Annotated in this window: 17 protein-coding genes; all 17 read right to left on the bottom strand. The window is 31.5% G+C overall.

What is annotated here, in order from left to right:
* Window positions 1-8: 8 nt before the first annotated feature.
* Complete coding sequence (locus tag IC213_RS07880) at window positions 9-1,352, bottom strand: solute carrier family 23 protein (RefSeq protein ID WP_227862960.1); 1,344 nt, start codon at window positions 1,350-1,352, stop codon at window positions 9-11.
* A gap of 163 nt (window positions 1,353-1,515) precedes the next feature.
* The gene (locus tag IC213_RS07875; protein ID WP_227824339.1) at window positions 1,516-1,863 is read right to left on the bottom strand and encodes a TIGR03792 family protein; all 348 of its coding nucleotides are present in this window, start codon (window positions 1,861-1,863) and stop codon (window positions 1,516-1,518) included.
* 119 nt (window positions 1,864-1,982) lie between these two features.
* Window positions 1,983-3,383, bottom strand: coding sequence for a dihydrolipoyl dehydrogenase (gene lpdA, locus IC213_RS07870; protein ID WP_227862959.1), 1,401 nt, complete (start codon window positions 3,381-3,383; stop codon window positions 1,983-1,985).
* 58 nt (window positions 3,384-3,441) lie between these two features.
* Window positions 3,442-4,449, bottom strand: coding sequence for a dihydrofolate reductase family protein (locus IC213_RS07865; protein ID WP_227482061.1), 1,008 nt, complete (start codon window positions 4,447-4,449; stop codon window positions 3,442-3,444).
* A 28-nt stretch (window positions 4,450-4,477) separates the two neighbouring features.
* Window positions 4,478-5,875, bottom strand: coding sequence for an amidohydrolase (locus IC213_RS07860; RefSeq protein ID WP_227482060.1), 1,398 nt, complete (start codon window positions 5,873-5,875; stop codon window positions 4,478-4,480).
* A gap of 138 nt (window positions 5,876-6,013) precedes the next feature.
* On the bottom strand, window positions 6,014-7,279 hold the full coding sequence (locus IC213_RS07855; RefSeq protein WP_227482059.1) for a dihydrolipoamide acetyltransferase family protein: 1,266 nt from the start codon (window positions 7,277-7,279) through the stop codon (window positions 6,014-6,016).
* A gap of 17 nt (window positions 7,280-7,296) precedes the next feature.
* Window positions 7,297-8,274: an alpha-ketoacid dehydrogenase subunit beta gene (locus tag IC213_RS07850; RefSeq protein ID WP_227434351.1), complete on the bottom strand. Its 978-nt coding sequence runs from the start codon at window positions 8,272-8,274 to the stop codon at window positions 7,297-7,299.
* Complete coding sequence (locus tag IC213_RS07845; protein WP_227482058.1) at window positions 8,274-9,254, bottom strand: thiamine pyrophosphate-dependent dehydrogenase E1 component subunit alpha; 981 nt, start codon at window positions 9,252-9,254, stop codon at window positions 8,274-8,276. The genes IC213_RS07850 and IC213_RS07845 overlap by 1 nt, the downstream gene beginning before the upstream one ends.
* 36 nt (window positions 9,255-9,290) lie before the next feature.
* Window positions 9,291-10,250, bottom strand: a complete 960-nt coding sequence (mch, locus tag IC213_RS07840) for a methenyltetrahydromethanopterin cyclohydrolase (RefSeq protein WP_227434349.1) — start codon at window positions 10,248-10,250, stop codon at window positions 9,291-9,293.
* 27 nt (window positions 10,251-10,277) lie between these two features.
* A complete protein-coding gene (locus IC213_RS07835) occupies window positions 10,278-11,012 on the bottom strand; it encodes an SDR family NAD(P)-dependent oxidoreductase (RefSeq protein ID WP_227824341.1) in 735 nt (244 codons plus the stop codon).
* A 133-nt stretch (window positions 11,013-11,145) separates the two neighbouring features.
* Complete coding sequence (locus IC213_RS07830) at window positions 11,146-13,398, bottom strand: molybdopterin cofactor-binding domain-containing protein (RefSeq protein ID WP_227835677.1); 2,253 nt, start codon at window positions 13,396-13,398, stop codon at window positions 11,146-11,148.
* Entirely contained in the window at window positions 13,391-13,879 is a 489-nt protein-coding gene (locus IC213_RS07825) for a (2Fe-2S)-binding protein (RefSeq protein ID WP_413927297.1), read from the bottom strand. The genes IC213_RS07830 and IC213_RS07825 overlap by 8 nt, the downstream gene beginning before the upstream one ends.
* Window positions 13,880-14,253: 374 nt before the next feature.
* On the bottom strand, window positions 14,254-15,579 hold the full coding sequence (locus tag IC213_RS07820) for a uracil-xanthine permease family protein (RefSeq protein ID WP_227434346.1): 1,326 nt from the start codon (window positions 15,577-15,579) through the stop codon (window positions 14,254-14,256).
* A 1,008-nt stretch (window positions 15,580-16,587) separates the two neighbouring features.
* The gene (locus IC213_RS07815) at window positions 16,588-18,189 is read right to left on the bottom strand and encodes an amidohydrolase family protein (RefSeq protein ID WP_227835675.1); all 1,602 of its coding nucleotides are present in this window, start codon (window positions 18,187-18,189) and stop codon (window positions 16,588-16,590) included.
* An 86-nt stretch (window positions 18,190-18,275) separates the two neighbouring features.
* Window positions 18,276-18,953, bottom strand: coding sequence for a hypothetical protein (locus tag IC213_RS07810; RefSeq protein ID WP_227482053.1), 678 nt, complete (start codon window positions 18,951-18,953; stop codon window positions 18,276-18,278).
* 12 nt (window positions 18,954-18,965) lie between these two features.
* Window positions 18,966-19,661 carry a DUF5058 family protein gene (locus tag IC213_RS07805; protein ID WP_227862958.1) on the bottom strand — a complete coding sequence of 232 codons (696 nt, stop codon included), beginning with the start codon at window positions 19,659-19,661 and terminating at the stop codon, window positions 18,966-18,968.
* Between the two features lie 50 nt (window positions 19,662-19,711).
* Entirely contained in the window at window positions 19,712-20,911 is a 1,200-nt protein-coding gene (locus IC213_RS07800) for a membrane dipeptidase (protein WP_227862957.1), read from the bottom strand.
* Between the last annotated feature and the right edge of the window lie 62 nt (window positions 20,912-20,973).

The following is a 20,973-nucleotide window of genomic DNA, read 5'->3' as shown; positions in this document are numbered from 1 at the left end:
ATTTTAATTTAAGCCTCTATGTTTATATCATTAGACTTATTCGATTTTATTGATAATATATATTTAATTATCATTGCTACAATAAATACTGATACTATACAAGAATTTCCAACTAAGGTTCTAATAATCTCTGGAAACTTTTCTAAAGTCTGAGGAACTGAAGTTATACCTATACTTAAGGTAATTGAAACTCCTGCTATAAGATTGTTATCTGACGTAAATCCACATTGACTTATCATATCATAACCAGCCATAGCAATTGATGAAAATACGATTAAAGCGACCCCTCCTATTATGCATGAAGGTATAGTAGTTATTATTGCACCCAATAATGGCGAAAATCCAACTAAAATTAATACTACTCCTGTAATTGACAATACAAATCTACTAGTAACTTTATTTATAGCTACGATTGCAGCATTTTGACCAAATATTCCTGTTGGTATTGAACTAAATACAGATGCAATTATAGATGTTAATGCATTTCCCATTGTAGCAGACTCTAATTCTTTATCTGTAACCTCTCTATTCATAGCTCCCATTGTAGCAATTGTTGCTGCTCCCATCATATCAGCTATAGCTACCATGAATAAGATGGCAAACATTAATATCAAATCAAGTCTAAATTCTAGACCAAATGCCAATGGCTTTGGAAAAGAAAGTATTGATGTCCCTTGAATTGCAGAAAAATCAACCAATCCAAATGCAAGTGATACTAAATAACCAAATATTATACCTATTAAAATTGCAGCATCTTGAACCAATCCCTTACCAAATTTCATAAGCAAAATTATGACTACAACAACTATAAGTCCTATTGCGAAATTTATAGGTTCTCCAAATGTGGCTGAGCCTTCTCCCCCAGCTAAATTTTTTACAGCGGTTGGAAATAGACTAATACCCATACAGGCAATCATTGTACCTGCTATAATTGGAGTAAATAAATGTCTTATCTTCTTAATTCCAAAGGCTATAAAAAACACTACTATTGCCCCTCCAATTTGAGCTCCAAAAAGAGCTTTAAGCCCATATTTGCCAGCTACTGAAAGACATGCACCTAAAAACACATAATTTGTTCCCATTATTACAGGAAGCTTTGAACCAAGCCTATGCCCTTTAAATAGTGGTATTGAGTACAATTGTAGTAAAGTTGCTATTCCAGCTACCAACATAGCACCTTGCATAAGCATAGTTGACATCTGTTTATCAAGCCCTACTATATTCGATATAAGCATAGCTGGAACCATATTACCAGCTATCATTGAAACAAAATGCTGTAATCCTAAAGGTAAAGCTTCCTTAAAAGGCGGTTTTCCCTCTAGATGAAATTTTGATGTATCGTGCTCTTTCATAAAATAAATCCTCCCATAAATTTTATTTTTCTTTACGACCATGAATTTATTAACAATTAATTTTGAGCTATACACATCTTAATCTAGTTAATTCTTAACTTAAATGATATTTATTTTAACTAAAATATTATTTATGTATAGTTGTTTAGTGCACTTAATCTTATTATTTATATTCTCTAAGTTTATATTTTTTATTGACATCATGCTCTGCTCTTACAAACTCTAAATTTCCTTCTCCCATTAATTCAGACATTCTTTTCTTTCTATCACTTAGCCAATCTTTATCAATATTTTTATAGTACTTGTAATCTGTCCAATATATTATTGATGTTATTTCTCCTGGATTACTTTCACTAATCCATATCTCAGAACCAGCAAATCCTTCTAATAATTCTAGACCTTTAATCCAAATCTCATAATCTAATTGTAAGTACTTTTCTATTAATTTAGTATCTATCCTAAAAGTTAGCTCTTCAATAAATAAAGGTCTTTCAAATGATTTTAATTTCATATTATATACTTCCCTCTTTAATATTTGACTACTTTTTTATTTAAATGCTTTTTACATTTAAGTACTTTCAACATAATATTCTTGCATATAACCACTCTTCATTTTTACTTCTTGTAAGACTACCTTCTAGCAGGAGGTACATGTATTGCTTTACCTACTATTCCCATAGTAGCTTCTGCAAAAGCTTCTGATAAGGTTGGATGTCCATGCATAGTACTTGCAACTTCTTCAACTGTCAACATTGCTTTCATTGCAATTACAGCTTCATGAATTAAATCACTAGCATTAGGCCCTATGATATGAACCCCATATATTGTAGTCTTATCTTTTGAAGCAATTACCTTAACCATACCATCTGAATCATTCATTGTAAGAGCTTTTCCATTACCAGAAAACTGAAATTTACCAACGACATAGTCTAAGTTTTTATTTTTGGCTTCTTCTTCAGACAATCCAACTGTAGATACCTCTGGAAAAGTAAAAATGGAATTTGGTACTAAGTCATAATCTACACTTGTTTTTTCCCCTACAATTCGTTCAACAACTACTTTGCCTTCTTCAGATGCAACATGTGCAAGCATTATTCCTCCAATTACATCTCCAATTGCATAAATACCTGGTACAGATGTACAGTAATTTTCATCGACTTTTATTCCCTTTTTATCATATTTGATGCCTAAATTATCTAGATTTAGTCCATCTACATCTAACTCTCTTCCTGTAGATATAAGTACATTATTACAAGCAATCTTTGTTTTTTCTCCATTCTGATTTATATCTACTACTAGTTCTTTATCACTCTTAGATATTTCTTCTACTTTTGATGAAAGTAGTATTTTAATCCCCCTTTTATTAAGTAGTTTAGTTAACCTACTAGATACCTCATTATCAACCATAGGAATTATATTATTCAAGAACTCAACTATAGTTACATCTGAACCAAATTCATTTAAAATTCCTGCAAACTCAATTCCTATAACTCCACCTCCAATTATTACTAATTTCTGAGGCAACTTAGTTATTTCTAAAGCTTCTTTACTTGTTATTACTCCCTCCAAATCAATCCCTTTAATAGGAGGCTTAGAAGATTTTGAACCAGATGCAATTAAAATATTTTTTCCTTTAATTATCTTCTTTGAGCCATCTTCTAATTTTATCTCTACAGAATCCTTACTTATTAACTTTGCTTCTCCCTTTTCTACAGTCACTTTATTTGCTTTTAATAATCCTTTTACACCACTAGTTAAGGTCTTAACTATATGTTTCTTTCTTTTCTGAACTTTTTCCAAGTCTAATTTATATTCATCAACTTTTATCCCATATTCTTCAGCATGATTAAAATAATTTAAAACCTGTGCATCTTTAAATAGTGTCTTTGTAGGAATACAACCTGTATTTAGACAAGTACCTCCAAATTCATTCTTTTCTACAATTATAACTTTTAACCCCAGTTGAGCTCCTCGAATCGCTGCAACATACCCACCTGGACCACCACCAATTACGATTAAATCAGCGTTCATATTTATTTTTCCTCCTTTTAAGTTATAGATATTAATATCTATAATTAAAATTTTAGTATCAATATTTATAGCTTGTTAAATCTACTTGATTTTTAATACCATAGCAAAGTTTCTGACGTGTAAAAATAAAATTATTTCTATGCATTCCTACTATCAATAGTTCCGAATGTGGATGTTCTAAATGGCTATAAGCTGTTGTACAGCCTGGAGTCATTTTTCCACCAACAAATACCATGGAATAATTCATAAAATATTCGTCTAATAATTCATTTTCAATTAGGTGAGTACAGTATGAAGGAGATTCGATACACATTTTTTCTATCCCTAGATTTTTAAGTACATAAAGTAATATCTTAGAGTCTGGAGTACTATCTTTACCAGTAACAATTACAGGACAAACATCAAAATCTTTGTATAATTCTTCAAATTTATAATCATCAACATCCTTAATTGAATTAAAACTCCCTATACATATGTGTTTTAAAGGAGAATTTTCTTTTATATAATCCCAACCATTTGGAGATGTGGCTATAACCATTTTATATTCCTGACTCTTATCAACTCTAAATGTATAATGGTCAAATGGAATATCTCTAGCATCAAAAGAAACTACTACTCCACATGGCTGATATTTTTTATTTAAATAGTCTTTTCTTTGCTGTGTCAAACTTTCATCAAATACATGGCATGTTATCCCAGGTTCATTTTGCAACGTTCTAGCCCCTATAATTACAGCATCTGAATATGCTCTTAGAACATTTAAAACCCAAAAATCTGCCAAGGCTCCATCTGGATCAACAAAATTATTTTTTCCAATTAAAGGGCCTGCTTTATTGTCTTCATATGCCATTTTTCCATCAGATGAAAGCACCATAGATGAAAATATATATGGTCTTTTATCTTTTGATTTTGGAAAAAACAACTCTGTATAATACTCTAAAGCATCTGGTATACAGATATTTTCATTAGATTCTTCTTTTATATTGTCTAATATCTTTTCATTTCTATTTAATACATTTATTTTTAAGTTATGTTTTGGTATATTGAAAAACTCAAGCTTATTCATACTTTGACCACCTTCTCTCAATTATTTTTTATAATCCATAAATTCTTTTTCCCCATTGCATATTTCCTAGACCAACATCCTCTATTAACTTACTTGATATTTTTTGAGTTTTATAGATTACTTTTTCTTCATCTATATTAACTATTTGATTCTTATCCATAACTACTTTTCCATCTATAATAGAAGTTTCTATATTATTTGGAGTAGATGAATATATTAATGAACTAATTGGGTCGTGAACTGGTATAGAAATTGCACTTTTATATGGATTATAAATTATAATATCAGCATTTTTTCCTATCTCTATTGACCCTAAGCAGTCTAATTTATTTATGGATTTTGCTCCTCCAAGTGTTGCCATTTCCAGTACACTTGACGAAGGTAAAAGCTTTGCATCTCTATGAGTAACTTTTTGTAATAATGTAGTCATTTTCATTACTTCTAACATATTTTGAGTATCATTACTCGCTGAGCCATCACAAGCTAAACTTATAGTCAATCCATTTTCAATAAGCTTTGGAATTGGTGCTACTCCTGCTGCTAGAACCATATTAGATACTGGATTATGAGATATTTTAACATCATATTTTTTAAATAACTCTATATCTTCATCTGACATTTGTATGCAGTGGACTGCAATAAAGTCAGGCCCTAAAATTCCTACTTTTTCAAGATATGGCACAGTCTTCATACCTCTATCTTCTAAACAGTATTTATCATCGTCCTTAGTCTCAAGTAAATGCATAGTTATTGGAATATGAAGCTCATTGGCTATATTTCTCATTTCTTTGTATCCTTCTTCTGTGTTATCCCATATAATACCAGGAGCTAATGCTAAACTTATTCTCGAGTGGTCTCTATATTTTTTCTCTAATCTTCTGACATCATCAAAAAACTTTTGTTCTGTATCATGATAGGTACAACCAAATTCTTTTGGGAATTTACTTGTATCTGTAAATCCTCTACCAAGTATTCCTCTTATTCCTAAGTCTTCAAATGCTTGAATTATACTATCATCAAGACCTTCTTTTCCATGACAGTACATATAGTCAAGTATAGTAGTTGTACCTGTTCTAATTGCTTCTATACATCCTGTTAAAGCTGCATAATAGCAACATTCTTCATCTATTTTATGTATAGCTCTTCTAACAGAGCTATCAAGCCAGTCTAACAATAATTTATCTCTTCCTAATCCCTTTAGCAAAGTCTGAAATAGATGAGAATGAGTACTTATAAATCCAGGTAAAACAAATTTACCTCTAGCATCTATAATTTTTTCAGAGATGTATTTTTCTAGTAAATTCTTCTTTCCTATATCAATTATCTTGTTCTTTTCAATTATTATACAAGCATCATTTAGTATTTCCCTCTCATTATTCATTGAAATTAGATAAGCGTTTTTAATTATCAAATCTACTTTTCTCATGTAGTAACCTCCATATAATTTTTTGCTATATCTTAATTTTGACAGATAGTTTGGAGAGAAAAAATCTTTCGAGAAACGCATAACAAACTATCTGTCAGATTACTAGTATACTATAAAATCACTTTAAATCTGGCTGAATTACATCCATCTAAAATCTAAAAGATTTTGTGTGACTTCTTGAAGAAAACGTGCTCCAGGAGCTCCGTCTACTACTCTATGGTCATGAGTTAAACTCATATTCATTGTTGAACCAGCGTAAAATGCACCATCTTTTACAAGAACTTTTTCTATTATACTTCCAATACCTAAAATTGCACTTTCTGGTGTATTTAATACTGGGGTAAAGTATGTTATTCCAAACATCCCTAAGTTAGTTATAGTAATAGTTCCATTACTCATTTCATCAGAATTTAACTTGTTATTTTTAGCTCTATCACTTAAATCACTTAGTTCAATACATATTGTTTTTAAGTCTTTTAAATTTGCATTTTTTATTATAGGTACCACCAAGCCATTTGGAATATCTACAGCTACACCTATATTAATTTCGCTACTTACTTTAAAATGATTTTCATCAACTATTTGTGTTCTAAGTTTAGGATGATTTTCAAGTGCTTCAGCTACAGCCTTTATTATAAGAGCTGTATAACTTAATTTAACTCCTACTTTTTTATACTTTTCTTTCAATCCTTTATATACTTTTGATAAGTTAGTAATTTCTAATTCAGTGGCAATTGTAGTTTGAGCTGTTGTCAATAAACTCTCATGCATTTTTTTTGCTATTACATTTTGCATTGGTGTCATCTTAGTTACCAAATCATTTTCTCCTATGTTTACCTTAATGTTATTAACTTGAGAAATATTGGTAACTTCTTGCCGTACTTCTTTTTCTACTACTTTATTTTGATTGACTTCCATAACTTCTTCTACTGGATTATTGTTCATGAAATTTTTCAAATCATCAATTGTTATTGAACCATGTATTCCTGTACCCTCTATATTTGAATAGTTAATTCCTTTTTCCTCAGCTATTTTTTTAGCTCTCGGAGTTATTTTTTTCTCTATATTTAAATCTTTTTTCTTAGTTGCATTTTCTAAACTTAAAATATCTACCTCTTTTTCATTATCAGTTTTATCTATCAAGTTAAATCCACTAATATCTTCATTGGCTTCTGCAATTATACAAATTAGTTCTCCACAATTAGCAATATCGCCCTCTTCAAAAAATTTTTTTCTCAATACCCCACTTTCTGGTGCTTCAACAGTATTAGTAATCTTGTCAGTTTCAACTTCTAAAATTTCATCACCCTTATTTACTACACTTCCTTCTTCAATCAACCATGTGCCAATTGTTCCTTCCTCCATAGAAAGACCAAACTTCGGCATCTTAACCTCTGTAATCATTGTTTATCCTCCCCTGACTAATATTGCATAACTTCCTTACAAGCCTTAATTAGATTTTCTAATTTTGGTAGAACAAAATCCTCTAAAACTGGTGCATATGCTACTGGAGCATCAATTGATGTAACTCTTTTTATTGGTGCACTTAGATACTCAAATACATCTTCATTTATCATTGCAGATATTTCAGCAGCCCATCCTCCAACTCTTGGACCTTCTTGAGCAATAACCAATCGACTAGTTTTCGCAACTGACTCTACTATAGTTTTTTTATCATAAGGAAATACAGTTCTAAGGTCGATTATCTCTACACTAATCCCTTCTTTTTCAAGTTGACTTGCTGCTTTATGTGCTAACCCTAACATCATTTGAGTAGCTACTATAGTAATATCACTTCCAGTTTTTTCAATCTCAGCTTCATATAGAGGAATTTCATATGGCTCAACTGGCACCTCTCCTTTGACATTGTATAGCATTTTATGTTCTAAAAATAATACAGGATTATCGTTTTTTATAGCTGAAAGCAACATCCCTTTAGCTTCATAAGGTGTTGTTGGTGAAACTACTACAAGCCCAGGTGTATTCATAAACCATGACTCTGCACAAACTGAATGATGATATGCACAGCGTATACCACCTCCCTGTACAGCACGAACAGTAATTGGGCAATGTGCTTTTCCTTGGAACATAAAATTTAATTTTGCTGCATTATTTACAAGTTGGTCAAAACAAACTCCCAAAAAATCTGCAAACATTATCTCTGGAACTGGTCTTAGTCCACAAAGTGCTGCACCATTTGATAATCCCAATATAGCTGATTCTGATAAAGCTGTATCTTTTATTCTATTTGGCCACTTAGCCATTATTCCTTTAGTAATCCCAAAATCTCCACCCATTTTAGCTACATCTTCACCTAGTATAAAAACTCTATCATCATTTTCCATAGCTTGATGAAGTGCTTCATTTATTGCCATTCCATATGAAAGTTTTCTTCCCATTATCTTATCTCCACCTCTCTATCAACATATGTGTGTGTAACTGCATCTTTAATATCTGGTGATGGACTCTCCAATGAGAATCTCAGCATTTCTTGAACATCAGCCTCTATTTCTTCTTCTATTTGCTTAAGTGATTCATCTGACATACCTTCTCTTTCAATAAGTATCTTTCTAGTTAACTTGATTGGGTCTCTATCTTTCCAATACTTAACTTCTTCTTCAGGTCTATATGCTGCTGGGTCTCCTGCAAAATGACCTTGCCAGCGATAAGTGAGAAATTCTATTAAAGTTGGTCCTTCACCTTTTCTTGCCCTATCTGCTGCTATTTCCACTATCTCAATTACTGCTTCTACATCATTTCCATCTACCCTATAACTTGGAATCTCATACCCCTCGCCCCAAGTTTTTAATTCTTTTTGAGGATGTGAATCTGTATAGTGTGTAGATATAGCATATTGATTATTAAGTAGGCAATATATTATAGGAAGTTTCCATGTTGCTGCCATATTAAGACTTTCGTGGCAAGTTCCTTCTCCTAAAGTTCCATCTCCTAGAAATACTGCTGTAACATCATCTGTTTCTTTATACACAGATGCAAAAGCTGTACCAAGACAAGTTACCATAGTTGAACCCTGTATTCCATTAAACCCCATATTTCTACATTCAATATCATTTATATGCATTGAACCGCCTCTACCACCATTTATTCCTGTAGACTTAGCAAAAATTTCTGCCATTACAAGTTTTGGGTCAGTACCACAAAGTGCTATAGTTCCATGACCTCTATGGTCTGGAAATTTATAATCTGTTTTTCTAAGTGCATCAACTATGCCTGCTTGACAAGCTTCTTGCCCTATACTTAAATGAACAAATCCTGGTATTGTTCCATTGGCAGCATATACTTCTATTACTTCTTCAAATCTGCGAATCATAACCATGTCACGGTATAATTTTTCTAATCTTAACTTACCTAATGCCATCTTATCTCCCCCTGAATCAATAAATTTTTAAGTTGTTTATTTTAAGAAACTTTTTTCAAGTACTGAGTAATTTATTTCTCCTGCCGAAAATGATTTCCCAGTATTTATATTATGTATCTGTATTTTGCCTATTGAGTGTACATCATGGTCTACATAGAAAAAGTCTCTTCCTGCCTTCTCAAATACATCTTCAAACAACTCTCCATAATTTGGAGACGAAGTTTTCCCTGCCAACTGGTGTATAGTTTTTGCAATAGCAGTATCAGTCGAATCCACCCAAAACTCAGTTTCACTACCATAAATCAATGCATCATTTATTCTTCCCATAGTCTTAAGTTCATCTTTTAATACAGGTGCGATTGGTGCTTTTCCTCTAGCAAGTACAATTTGACCTGCATCAAAGTTTTTTTCAAACATCTTATGGCATACTTGCTCAATAATTCTTGCTGACACTTGCATTGATGCTACAATACATGTACTTGGTGAAATTAATATATATGTGTCTTCTGGTTTTACTTTACAGGCATTTGCAACCTCTAAGACCGTTTCATCATTAGGATATTTTATATCTTGGATACATAGGACTGCCTCATGATAAGTGTCTTTATATGGAGTCATTTCAAAATACCAGTCTGATTTAACTCTTGCTAAAGCTCTTGCTGGTCCTGACCCAATAGTTGCAAATTCACCTTCTCCAAGTTTCCATCCAGCAATCTGTGAACCCATACATGCAATCAATGGTTTATCTATAAATACTTCAACTGCTGAGAAAGAATATTCATCATTTAATTTAAAATCTCCTAATGATACTGTTCCTAGGTCGCCTATAGAAGCCCTAGTAAATAAAACACCTGCTTTCCAGCTTCCACTACAATTTAATCCCATATCAATTATAGTTGCTCCACAATCCATCTTAACAACTTCACACCCTAATGCTTCTGCATCTTCCAGTATCTCTCTTACTACCACCATAGCTTTCTTGTTTAAACTTATCATCTTTATACCTCTCAATATATATTTTATTTATGCCTTCTTCCCACATACATCAATTGCAGCTCCCATTATTGGACTTGCTTCATCAGATGCTAAGAAAGTTACAACTTTTGATACTTCTTCCACTTGCAACATTTCTTCAAGTGGTATCGTAACTGCATCATCATAGTCAAATCTTTTTCTTGTATATTCAGTATTAGTCATACCTAAATATATTGCATTTACATTGATTCCATACTCTTTTACTTCTTCTGATAAAGTTTGAGTAAAACTTACCATCCCACCTTTAGAAGCAGCATATGCCCCAAAACCCGGAAAAAAATGTTTTGCTGCTGTAGAACTAATATTTATTATTTTTCCATACTTTTTATCAATCATTGTTCTAAGAACAGCCTTAGTACAATAAAAAGTTCCACTTAAATTAGTCTTTATCTGAACATCCCAATCTTCAATTGTAGTATCAACTACTGGAGCTGATTTATGGAGAGCTACATTATTAATCAATACATCTACACGCTCAAATTTATCTATTACTTCACTAAAACAAACTTCTACTTCTTCTGGTTTGCTTACATCACAAACTGAAACAAAGGCTTTACCACCAGATTTAATGATTCTTTCTGCAACATTATCCAATTTACTTTTAGTTCTACCAATTAAGACTACTGTTGCTCCTTCAATAGCAAAATCTAAAGCAAATCCTGCTCCTAATCCTTGCCCTCCTCCTGTTATCACAACAACCTTATCTTTAAATCTTAAATTCACAATCCATCACATCCTCTACATTCTTATAATTCAAACTTATATTTAGAAAAATGTCTTACATTTCAATATCTAAAGTATTTTAAATAAATATCTTTTTACTTTGTATAACTAATTTCTTTTGTATAAAACAACATTAAATATTTATATTATCCATTAAAATATTTTTCTTTAATGGCAAACTATAAAAATCACAGTTTAACGCATTTGCTACTGCATTTGCTACTGCTGGTGCTGATGGTACAACAGAACATTCACCTATACTCTTAGCTCCAAATGGACCTCCAGGTTCTCCACATTCTATCATTCCAACTTTTATTTGTGGCATTTCACTAGCCTTTATCATATGATACGAGCGAAATGAATTAGCTTTTATTCTTCCTCTATTATCAAACTCAAGCGCTTCAGTTAACGCATATCCTATTCCCATTTGAATTGCTCCTTCAATCTGACCTTCTACAGACATTGGGTTCAAAGCTTTACCCACATCATGTACTGCAACATATTCTAAAACTCTTACACTTGCCAGTTTAGTATCAACCTCAACTTTAGCAAAATGTACACCATATGAACTCGCTCCAGTTTGAGATGCAAAAGTTTCAGCTCCTATAATCTCTCTTAAACTTACCCTTTGAGCATGTATCATGACATCGCATAAAGTGGCTTGTTTGTTGTTATTTTTGATAGAATAAACTCTATCGTCCTTAAATTCTATATATTCTTCATCCTCTTTTAAGAGTTGGGATGCTTCTTTTAAAAGTTCTTTTTTTACTGAGTTTGCTACTTTTAAAGCTGCATTTCCGGATACAAAAACTCCTCTACTTGCGTAATCTCCTAAATTCCATGGTGATGCTTCTGTATCTGCCTGTATACATTCTATTTTTTCCTGGCTTATTCCAAGTACTTCAGATATAATTTGCACCTGGACACTTACAGATGCATTTCCCATATCATGAGTACCTGTATATAATACAGCTGAACCATCTTCATTCATTTTCAACATTAAGGCTGTTATATCTCTATGTGCCCCAAAGCATCCATTTCCATGTGAACCAACTGCCATACCTACACCAATTAAAAACCTACCATTTGATTCATTTTGCTGTCTTATTTGTTTTTTCCAGTCAAATATTTCAGCACCTTTTTTTATACAGTCTATTGGTCTTGGATTACCATGAGGACTTTTAAATCGTTGGTCTATTCCATCTGGTTCAACTAAGTTCTTAAGCTGTAAATTTAAAATATCCATATTTAGTTTTTTTGCAATTTTATTTAGTTGGGATTGTTGTGCAAAAAAAGCTTGTGGAGAACCATATCCTCTCATTGCTCCTGCAATTGGTGTGTTTGTATACACTGGTATTCCTGTATATCTCATATTTTCAATCTTATATGCTTTAAATACTTTATGACTCATTGCTCCAATTACATTTAAAGCACTTGATGCATATGCTCCTGTATTTGTTAGAACTTTCATATCTTGTGCTACAATTTGACCATCTTTCATAACACCTGTTTTTAGATATACAACTGCACCATGTCTAGTTCTTGTTGAAGCAATAGTTTCTCTCCTGTTAAGTTCTAGTTTGACTGGCCTACCTGATAGTTTTGCTAATAATGCTACAATTGGCTCAATTGTAATCTCTAATTTACCTCCAAAAGCTCCTCCAATAGCTGGACTTACTAGTCTAATTTTATTCATTGGTACTTCAAATAACTTAGATAAGATTATCCTAAAGCCAAAAGTATTTTGATTAGGACTATAAACAGTAAGTTTTCCACTGTAATCATAATCTGCAATAGCCACATGAGTTTCTATTGCACCATGATGTATAGCTGGAAGTGTATACTTATCTTCAAAAATATAATCAGCTTTTTTCATAGCTTCTTCAATATTTCCACACTGTTGTACACTTACTGCAAGCTTGTTTCCACCTTTATGGATTGGATATGCACCCTCTTGTATTGCTTCTTCTGGATTAAATACTGATGGTAATTCTTCGTATTCAACCTCAATAAGCTTCAATGCTTTTTCAGCAGTTTGTAAATCTTCAGCTGCAACAGCTGCAACTTTATCACCAACAAAACGAACAGTATCATCAAAGATATATTCAACCTCTGGCAACTCATGTTCATAAAATCTCATTGCACTATTAAAGGCTTTTTGAGGTGAGTTTTTATAAGTGGCTATGGCTTTTACACCTTCTAATTTTTCAGCTTTTGATGTGTCTATTTTTTTAATTTTTGCATGCGCTATAGGGCTGAATAAAACCTTAGCATAAAGCATATTTGGAATTTTCATATCCGCAGTATATTTAAGTTGGCCAGTAGCTTTAAGTACAGCATCTCTTATTGGGACTCTCTCACCAATAATTTTAAATTTATTACTCACAGGTTATACCCCCCATCCTTTTTGCTGATAAAAGTATAGCCTCAACAATTTTTACATATCCTGTACATCTGCAAAGATTGTTATCTATAGACTTTCTAACATCTTCCTCAGAAGGATTTGGAGTTTTGTCTAGTAAGGCTTTTGCCGACATTATCATCCCTGGAGTGCAATATCCACATTGAACAGCTCCACAATCAATAAATGCTTGTTGAATTGGATGTATATTGATTCCATCTGACAACCCTTCAATTGTCAATATCTTTTTCCCAACTGCGTTTCTTGCTAGAATCAGACATGAATTAACTGCTTCTCCATCTAAAATTATTTTACAAGCTCCACAATCACCAGTACTACATCCACACTTACTTCCAGTTAAATTAAACACTTCTCTTAAAACATAAAGTAAAGTCCAGCTTTTTTTTATACTCACCTTTCTCAATCTGCCATTTATATCAAGTTCAATAACATCTATAATCTCCACCTTCTCCCCACATAATTTAAATTTTAATATTTTCTATGAAATTTAATCTTTGATTAATTTATCCAAGTTATTTACTCTCCTTTGACAAGTAAAATCCATAATTACTGTTAAAAAAGGAGGGGCAAGGCGCTCCTCCTGGATATCCTTTCAGATTATACTTTTATTAAAATGAGTATCATATCTTTTGATTATTTAGTTTTTTAAGGTTTTTGGGTAAAAAAAATAGAAGCAAGGCGCTCCTTCTTGGATATCCTTTCAGATTATATTCTGCTCAAATGCAAGCTATTAGGTTTCCTTCAAAGTTCAATTCTATTTTTGGTAAAAAAAATAGAAGCAAGGCGCTCCTTCTTGGATATCCTTTAGAATTACATTCTCTAAGCTTTACAACTTACTTTACTTTCCACTACATCTTCTTTTTCCTTAGGCAATACAATATTTAGTATTAAAGATAATAAAGCTGTTCCAGATATACCAGTCATTAAAGTGACTACAATGCTTGGTAAAAATGCTAATGCAGCTTGATTAAAATAACCACCCATACCAATGCCCAATGAGACTGCTAAAATTGTTATATTACGATTTGTCATCTTTCCCATTCCAATAACCTTAATACCTGATGATGCAATTGTTCCAAACATCATAACTAATGTTCCTCCAATAACTGGGTCTGGTGTTAAAGCTAATATCTGGGCAAACTTTGGGAAAAATGCTAATACGCCTAACATTACTCCTCCAAGTGCTACTATGTACCTACTTGCAACTCCTGTCATACAAATTATTCCTATGTTTGGACTACCTGATATAACTGGAAGCCCATTAAACAAGGCTGCAAAACAACTTCCAACTCCATCTGCTCTCACAGCTCTCATCAATTCTTTTTGTGTAGGTAGACGGTTTTCAACAGAACTGACAACACCTGTCGTATCTCCTATTATTTCCATAACTGTAACAATATGAATTGTACATATGGTTATAATAGCGCCCAAGTTGAACTCCAATCCCCAGTATATAGGTTTTGGCATTGCAAACCAATTTGCTTGTGCCATACTAGAAAAGTCAACCATACCAAATATTATTGCTACTACATACCCTATTACTATTGAAATTATTATGGATGCTACTTTTAGAAAACCTTTTCCAAATTGATTTAAAATAAGTGTTAATAATAATGTGAATATAGCTAAAGAAAAATTAGCAACTACATTAGGTCCATGAGCATCAAAAGATACTGCGTAGTCAAATGAAGAACTCATAAGTGATAACCCTACTGCCAAAACAACACTTCCTGTAACAGTAGGTGTAAAATATTTATGTAAATATTTTACTGCAAGAGGTCCTACTAAAGTTAAAACTAGACTTCCTACAAGTACTGCTCCAAAAGCTCCAGCAATACCAACATCATTATTTGTACTTAAGGCAATTAATGGTGCTACAAAGGTGAAACTTCCACCAGTAACAATTGGCAACCGTGACCCTATTGGTCCAATTCCCATAGATTGCAGTATGGTGCTCACTCCTGCAATCAACATCGAACATTGAATCAAAAATGCAGTCTCACTTAGTGAGAGACCCATGCCCACAGCTACTAAAATAGCACCTGACATAGTACCTGCAAAAGCAGAAAAAACATGTTGCATACTAAGCGGTATTGCTGTTAGAAGCTTTGGCTTGTCATTAAATCCATACTTGTAATTTTCCATATCTTACCCCTTATCGCTCCCGCCATTGCCGCCAAATGTATGGAGCTATGTAATAAATTATTAGTAACCTTAAAAGTTAGAGCCTAATAAATATTGCACAGTTACATTATGAAGTTTTAGTAATACATTTTGAAATTAGAAAAGCTCTAATTTAAGGAGTGGCGGAGGATTAGTTACTAAAAAAATAAAACGTTTGCTTTTAGCATCATTTTTATTTTTTGTAAGCTAGGTAATTAATCCGATTTTTAATTGTATTATACAGTCACGATTTTATACTGTCAAGATTATTCTGACAATTTAATTTTAGTTTTATTTAGAATTATTAAAGTAAAAATAATAATCAATTTGTAGAATAAAATCAGTATTAAAATACTTTAATTTTCAAATTTTTGTTATTTTATTATCGAAATTCAGTTTAATATTTATTTCTATAAAATATATACAACTTCTTATTTTAGCTATATAACACTATTTCAGTAAATATAATAAATAAAGATATATATAATAATCATAAAAATTTTAATTATTGGATAAATATAAATATTTTATTGTTTATTTAATTAAATCAGACATAGTATATATATTTTATAATACAATATTATTTTAATATATATAAAAAAAATAATTATTTTTTATTATTTTCTCATTCTCTGATATTTAAATTCTCTTCTATTAGATATTTTTTTAACATTTTTTCATAAAAAGTTTATCTTTACATACTTACAAAAAATTTATTTTTCAAAATTATAATCATTTATTTTCCCAATTTTTCTACATATTTCAATAAATAAAAATCTTAATTTTTTATTATAAAAGTAAATTATTTTTTGTACATTTCTTATTACTCATGCTTTTTATTATTGCTATAAATTAATATCTATTACTATTACGAGAAAAAACGAAGAGTGATTTTTATTTAAATAATATTCAAACTTCGTTTTTTCTTACTAGCTATTTATTTAATTTCTAAATTTCTATTATTTTTTAATACTTTATCTTTTTAATAATCTATCTTTTTAATACTTCACCACATGGATTTTTAGTAACTTTACCTTCTTCTAATGCAATTTTTCCATTTACAATTACATATTCAACACCTTTGGCTAATAACTGTGGATTTGAGAAGTCAATCTCTTCAGACCTAGGATAGCTGTAGTTTTCCATATCAATAACTGCTATATCAGCTATTTTACCCTCTTTAAGTATACCTCTATCCTTTATTTTAAACTGGTTAGCTGGTAATGAAGTTACCCTTCTTACTACTTCTTCCAATCTTACACCTGATTTTTTATACATATCAAAGAAAATTGGAAATGCCCCTCTTCTTTGAAGCTCAAACCATGACATATCTCCACCTACACTAAACAAACAATCTGAACCAACCATAACAAATGGATTATTTATTATCTTTTTATCATGTAATTTATCAGGAAAATCTCCCCTGTACATTCCCCCTAGGCAAAATATAAGTTCTTCATCTCCATATAAAAGTAAATCTAGTAATAACTTATTCTCATCTATACCTTTTTGCATAGCTATTTCACGTATTGATTTCTTTTCCATATCAATATCATTGGTATTTAGAAGTATTATACTTCCTCTATCTCCAAGTATAAATGCCTCTTTTAATATCAAAGCTCTTCCTTCTTCATTACTAAGAGCATCCATAACTCCATCCATACCTAATTCAAACAAACTAGATGATATTGCCATAATAAATTGAAGTACTCTTTTTTTCTTCATACAATGTCCAGAACTTCTTGGTACTGTATCAACCATTATATCAACACCATTGTATCTAGCTTTTAATATCTCATCAAAGGCTTCTATTTCAACTGGACTTAAATGTGATACTTGAACTCTAGCACCACTTTTTTGACCTACCTCTATAGTTTCTTTTACTGCATTATATCTTCCTATGTAATCTCTAATATGGGATGTATATATACCATCATGTTCCTTAATTAACTTTGCAATATCAACAAGTTCATCAATATCAGCATACTTACTTGGTATATATGCCAATCCAGTAGATATTCCAAAAGCACCACTTTTCATGCCATCATTTATTATATCTGTAATTTCATTTTTTTCTTTTTTTGTAGGAGGTCTATCTTTAGACCCTCCCATAACACTCCATCTTATAGTCCCATGACCCAATAAAAATCCCATATTAATAGCTATTCCACTCTTAGATATAAGGTCACAATATTCTATAAAACTATCCCAATGCTTATTTTTATCTATAAGATACTTTTTTTCTTCTTCAAGTAATAGACCATTTTTATACATATATTCATATATATTTTCAGAAGAATATGGTGTTATAGAGTGACCACAATTACCATTTATAGTTGTTGTAACACCTTGTTTTAGGAATTTTTCAAATTTACCATCTAGTATTGCTACTATTTCTTCATGAACATGAGGGTCAATAAATCCAGGTGTTACAACTTTTTTATGACAATCTATCATTTTATTTGTATCATCATTTATCTCAGAATCTATTCTTACTATTAAATTATTTTTTATAGCTATATCTCCATAAAAACCATTTTCTCCAGTACCATCTACTATAAATCCATTTTTTAAAACTAAATCATATGCCACATTATTCACCTCTTAAAGTATAATTTTATTGCAGTAGCCTTTACTATAATTCTTTATATTTTAAACTTTTTACTTCTTTAATTTTACTAGTCTCTAAGTTTATCTTTATGCATAACTCTTGCAATCAATATAGTACCAAATACGCATATAAGAACTACTAAAGATTGTGGTATTATACCTTGCTTTGATAATATAATAGTCAATACAGCTATTACAATTGCTACTAATCCTAGTTTTTTATCTTGTAAAAAAACTTGTCCAAACACTGACCCAAATAGAGCTGGTAAGATTAAATTCAATTTTTCTACTACTTCAGGTGGTATTTTAGACAACACACTTCCTCCTAAAATTACTCCAAAAGTCAAAATACTTATATTTACTAGAATAGATACAGCTATTCCTATAGTAGATATTATTGAACCTTCTTCTGTTCCAGATTCAACTTCTGCTGCTTTTTGAGCTGCTATTGAACATGGCAGTCTCATATTAGATATATTTCCAGAAAGAAAACTCATATAAGTTCCTGGTATCCCTAAAATTGGTGAATAAGAAACTGGCTCTATTATGTAGTTTGGTGCGCTCATACTAACTATTGCCATTGTACTTGCTAATAATGCTGATATTGGAGGCATAAGACCAAATCCAAAACTTAAAATTATTCCAGGAACTAATGCTGCTATAATACCTAAAGATAATGTCAATCTACCATACCTTATCATAAAAGGTAAGTACTCTTCATTGTATATAGATTTTACTTTACTCATAAAACTCCCCCCTTATATTATTGAACCTATTATCATCCCACTAAACATTGATATTGTAAGACCCCACTCTCTCAGCCATTTTATATTTTTCTTTTTTTCAATCATACAAAGTATTACCATTATTATCATTCCACTTATACATGCAATTGTTCCATTGTCAAAACGCAACACTCTATCAGCATTTAGGTATGCAAATGAACCTAACATTGCTCCTATAGATATTATTGGTATAAATGATTTCTTACCACTAGAAATAACATTCGTTATTTTATCTAACTTATGCCCAAACAATAATGTAAATATTATCCACCCTAAAGAACCTAATATCATAGTCCAAACTGCATTTGTAAATGCTACTTTTGTCATCTCAGGAGAACCCAAAGTTACCCCTAACGCATCTGTTCCAAACCCAGCTGACATAGATTCAAAAATTACAGAACCTATAAATGATAATCTCATCCATGCTATAGGTCCACCCATAGTTACTATAAGTGAAACCATCCCAGCAAATATAGTCATTGATGGGCCTATAGCTGAAATAGCACTACTCTTAATAGCTGATTTTATTTGCTTATCAGTTATTCCCATCGTCTTCCCAACTTTACAAGATTTTATAGCAAATACAAGAGATTGTACTACTACTATTGATACAGCTACTGTACTTGCTATCCACAAAAGTGGATGATTGGCTAATTTTAAATAATCCATTGCAAAAAACCTCCCTATAAATCCTCAAATTTTATTAAAACATTTAAGCCTTATTTCCAAACCTTATTCAATACTCTAAGTATGTTTCCACCCAACACCTTTTCTATTTCCTCATCACTATATCCATGTTTTACTAAATATCTGACAATATTTTTTGAAGTTTCAGTTGGATTTTCAAGACCTTTTACATACTCTACTTTAGGATGCTCCTTTGTCCCAGTTATTTTTTTAATATCAAATTTAGCAGCTAACACTGAATGTAATTTAACATGGTCACCGTATACTGTATCTGGTCCAAAAGCCACATGGTCTATCCCTACTAGATTTTTAATATACTCAAAATGTTCCATAAATGACTCTATTGAATGTTCTTTGTTTTTTTCAGTTATTGTAGTATGTGGTGCTGCTTCTACACCTATGACCCCACCCTTTTTCGCACATGCTATTAGTACTTCATCTGGCGTTAATCTCTTTGTGTTCCACAGACTTCTTGCCCCAACATGACTCAATATTATTGGGTCCTTACTGTGTTCTATAACATCAAGTGTCGTTTGAACTCCAACATGAGAGCAATCTATTGCCATTCCAATCTTATTCATTCTTTCAACAGCTTTTCTACCAAAATTCGTAAGTCCACCATCTTTTTCTTCTTTCAATCCTGAACCCAATGCATTAGATTCACTGTATGTTATACCCATTAACCTTATGCCAAATCCATACAAAATATCTATTCTATCAAGTTCATTTTCTATTGGTGCAGCTCCTTCTAAAGTAGGTATCAAGGCCACTTTTCCTTCTTTTTTTGCTCTGTATATCTCTTCTACTTTTTCACACTTTATAACAAAATCTTGGTGTGCTAAGTCACATAATCTCATACCTAAATCTATTAATATATCATCCCACTTCCATCCTGAGCTTGATGTTATTGTACATACACCATCCATTAAATTATCAAATATAGCATCGTAATATCCTCTTGATAATGCTTCATAAGCACATCTTTGTTTACCCTCTCTATTGTATTCAAATATATCTCTTTCTAAGTGTTCTGGAAATAAAACTGGATGTTCATGTAGTGATATAAATATTTTGTCATCCACTATATTTTTAACCTTAGCTTCTTGAATATCATCTAACTCGATAAGGTATTCTTTTACTCTCTTATCTCCTTTACACATCTCAATAGATGAGATATCTTTTCCCTTTTCTAAATAACTATAAGCTTCATAGCCTTTATAAGCTGACTTCATAACAATATCCTCCAAATTCTACAATTTTTTATATTTTCACTATGTAGCAATTGATATGCCAA

The sequence above is a fragment of the Clostridioides sp. ES-S-0049-02 genome, assembly GCF_020658465.1.
GTDB lineage: Bacteria > Bacillota > Clostridia > Peptostreptococcales > Peptostreptococcaceae > Clostridioides.
The sequence above is the reverse complement of the archived record's forward strand: the minus strand, read 5'-3'. Positions and strand labels throughout refer to the sequence as shown.

Excerpts from the sequence above, each read along its gene's own strand:
- IC213_RS07880 (WP_227862960.1), bottom strand. The coding sequence starts at position 1,352 with ATGAAAGAGCACGATACATCAAAATTTCATCTAGAGGGAAAACCGCCT.
- IC213_RS07875 (WP_227824339.1), bottom strand. The coding sequence starts at position 1,863 with ATGAAATTAAAATCATTTGAAAGACCTTTATTTATTGAAGAGCTAACT.
- lpdA (WP_227862959.1), bottom strand. The coding sequence starts at position 3,383 with ATGAACGCTGATTTAATCGTAATTGGTGGTGGTCCAGGTGGGTATGTT.
- IC213_RS07865 (WP_227482061.1), bottom strand. The coding sequence starts at position 4,449 with ATGAATAAGCTTGAGTTTTTCAATATACCAAAACATAACTTAAAAATA.
- IC213_RS07860 (WP_227482060.1), bottom strand. The coding sequence starts at position 5,875 with ATGAGAAAAGTAGATTTGATAATTAAAAACGCTTATCTAATTTCAATG.
- IC213_RS07855 (WP_227482059.1), bottom strand. The coding sequence starts at position 7,279 with ATGATTACAGAGGTTAAGATGCCGAAGTTTGGTCTTTCTATGGAGGAA.
- IC213_RS07850 (WP_227434351.1), bottom strand. The coding sequence starts at position 8,274 with ATGGGAAGAAAACTTTCATATGGAATGGCAATAAATGAAGCACTTCAT.
- IC213_RS07845 (WP_227482058.1), bottom strand. The coding sequence starts at position 9,254 with ATGGCATTAGGTAAGTTAAGATTAGAAAAATTATACCGTGACATGGTT.
- mch (WP_227434349.1), bottom strand. The coding sequence starts at position 10,250 with ATGATAAGTTTAAACAAGAAAGCTATGGTGGTAGTAAGAGAGATACTG.
- IC213_RS07820 (WP_227434346.1), bottom strand. The coding sequence starts at position 15,579 with ATGGAAAATTACAAGTATGGATTTAATGACAAGCCAAAGCTTCTAACA.
- IC213_RS07810 (WP_227482053.1), bottom strand. The coding sequence starts at position 18,953 with ATGAGTAAAGTAAAATCTATATACAATGAAGAGTACTTACCTTTTATG.
- IC213_RS07805 (WP_227862958.1), bottom strand. The coding sequence starts at position 19,661 with ATGGATTATTTAAAATTAGCCAATCATCCACTTTTGTGGATAGCAAGT.
- IC213_RS07800 (WP_227862957.1), bottom strand. The coding sequence starts at position 20,911 with ATGAAGTCAGCTTATAAAGGCTATGAAGCTTATAGTTATTTAGAAAAG.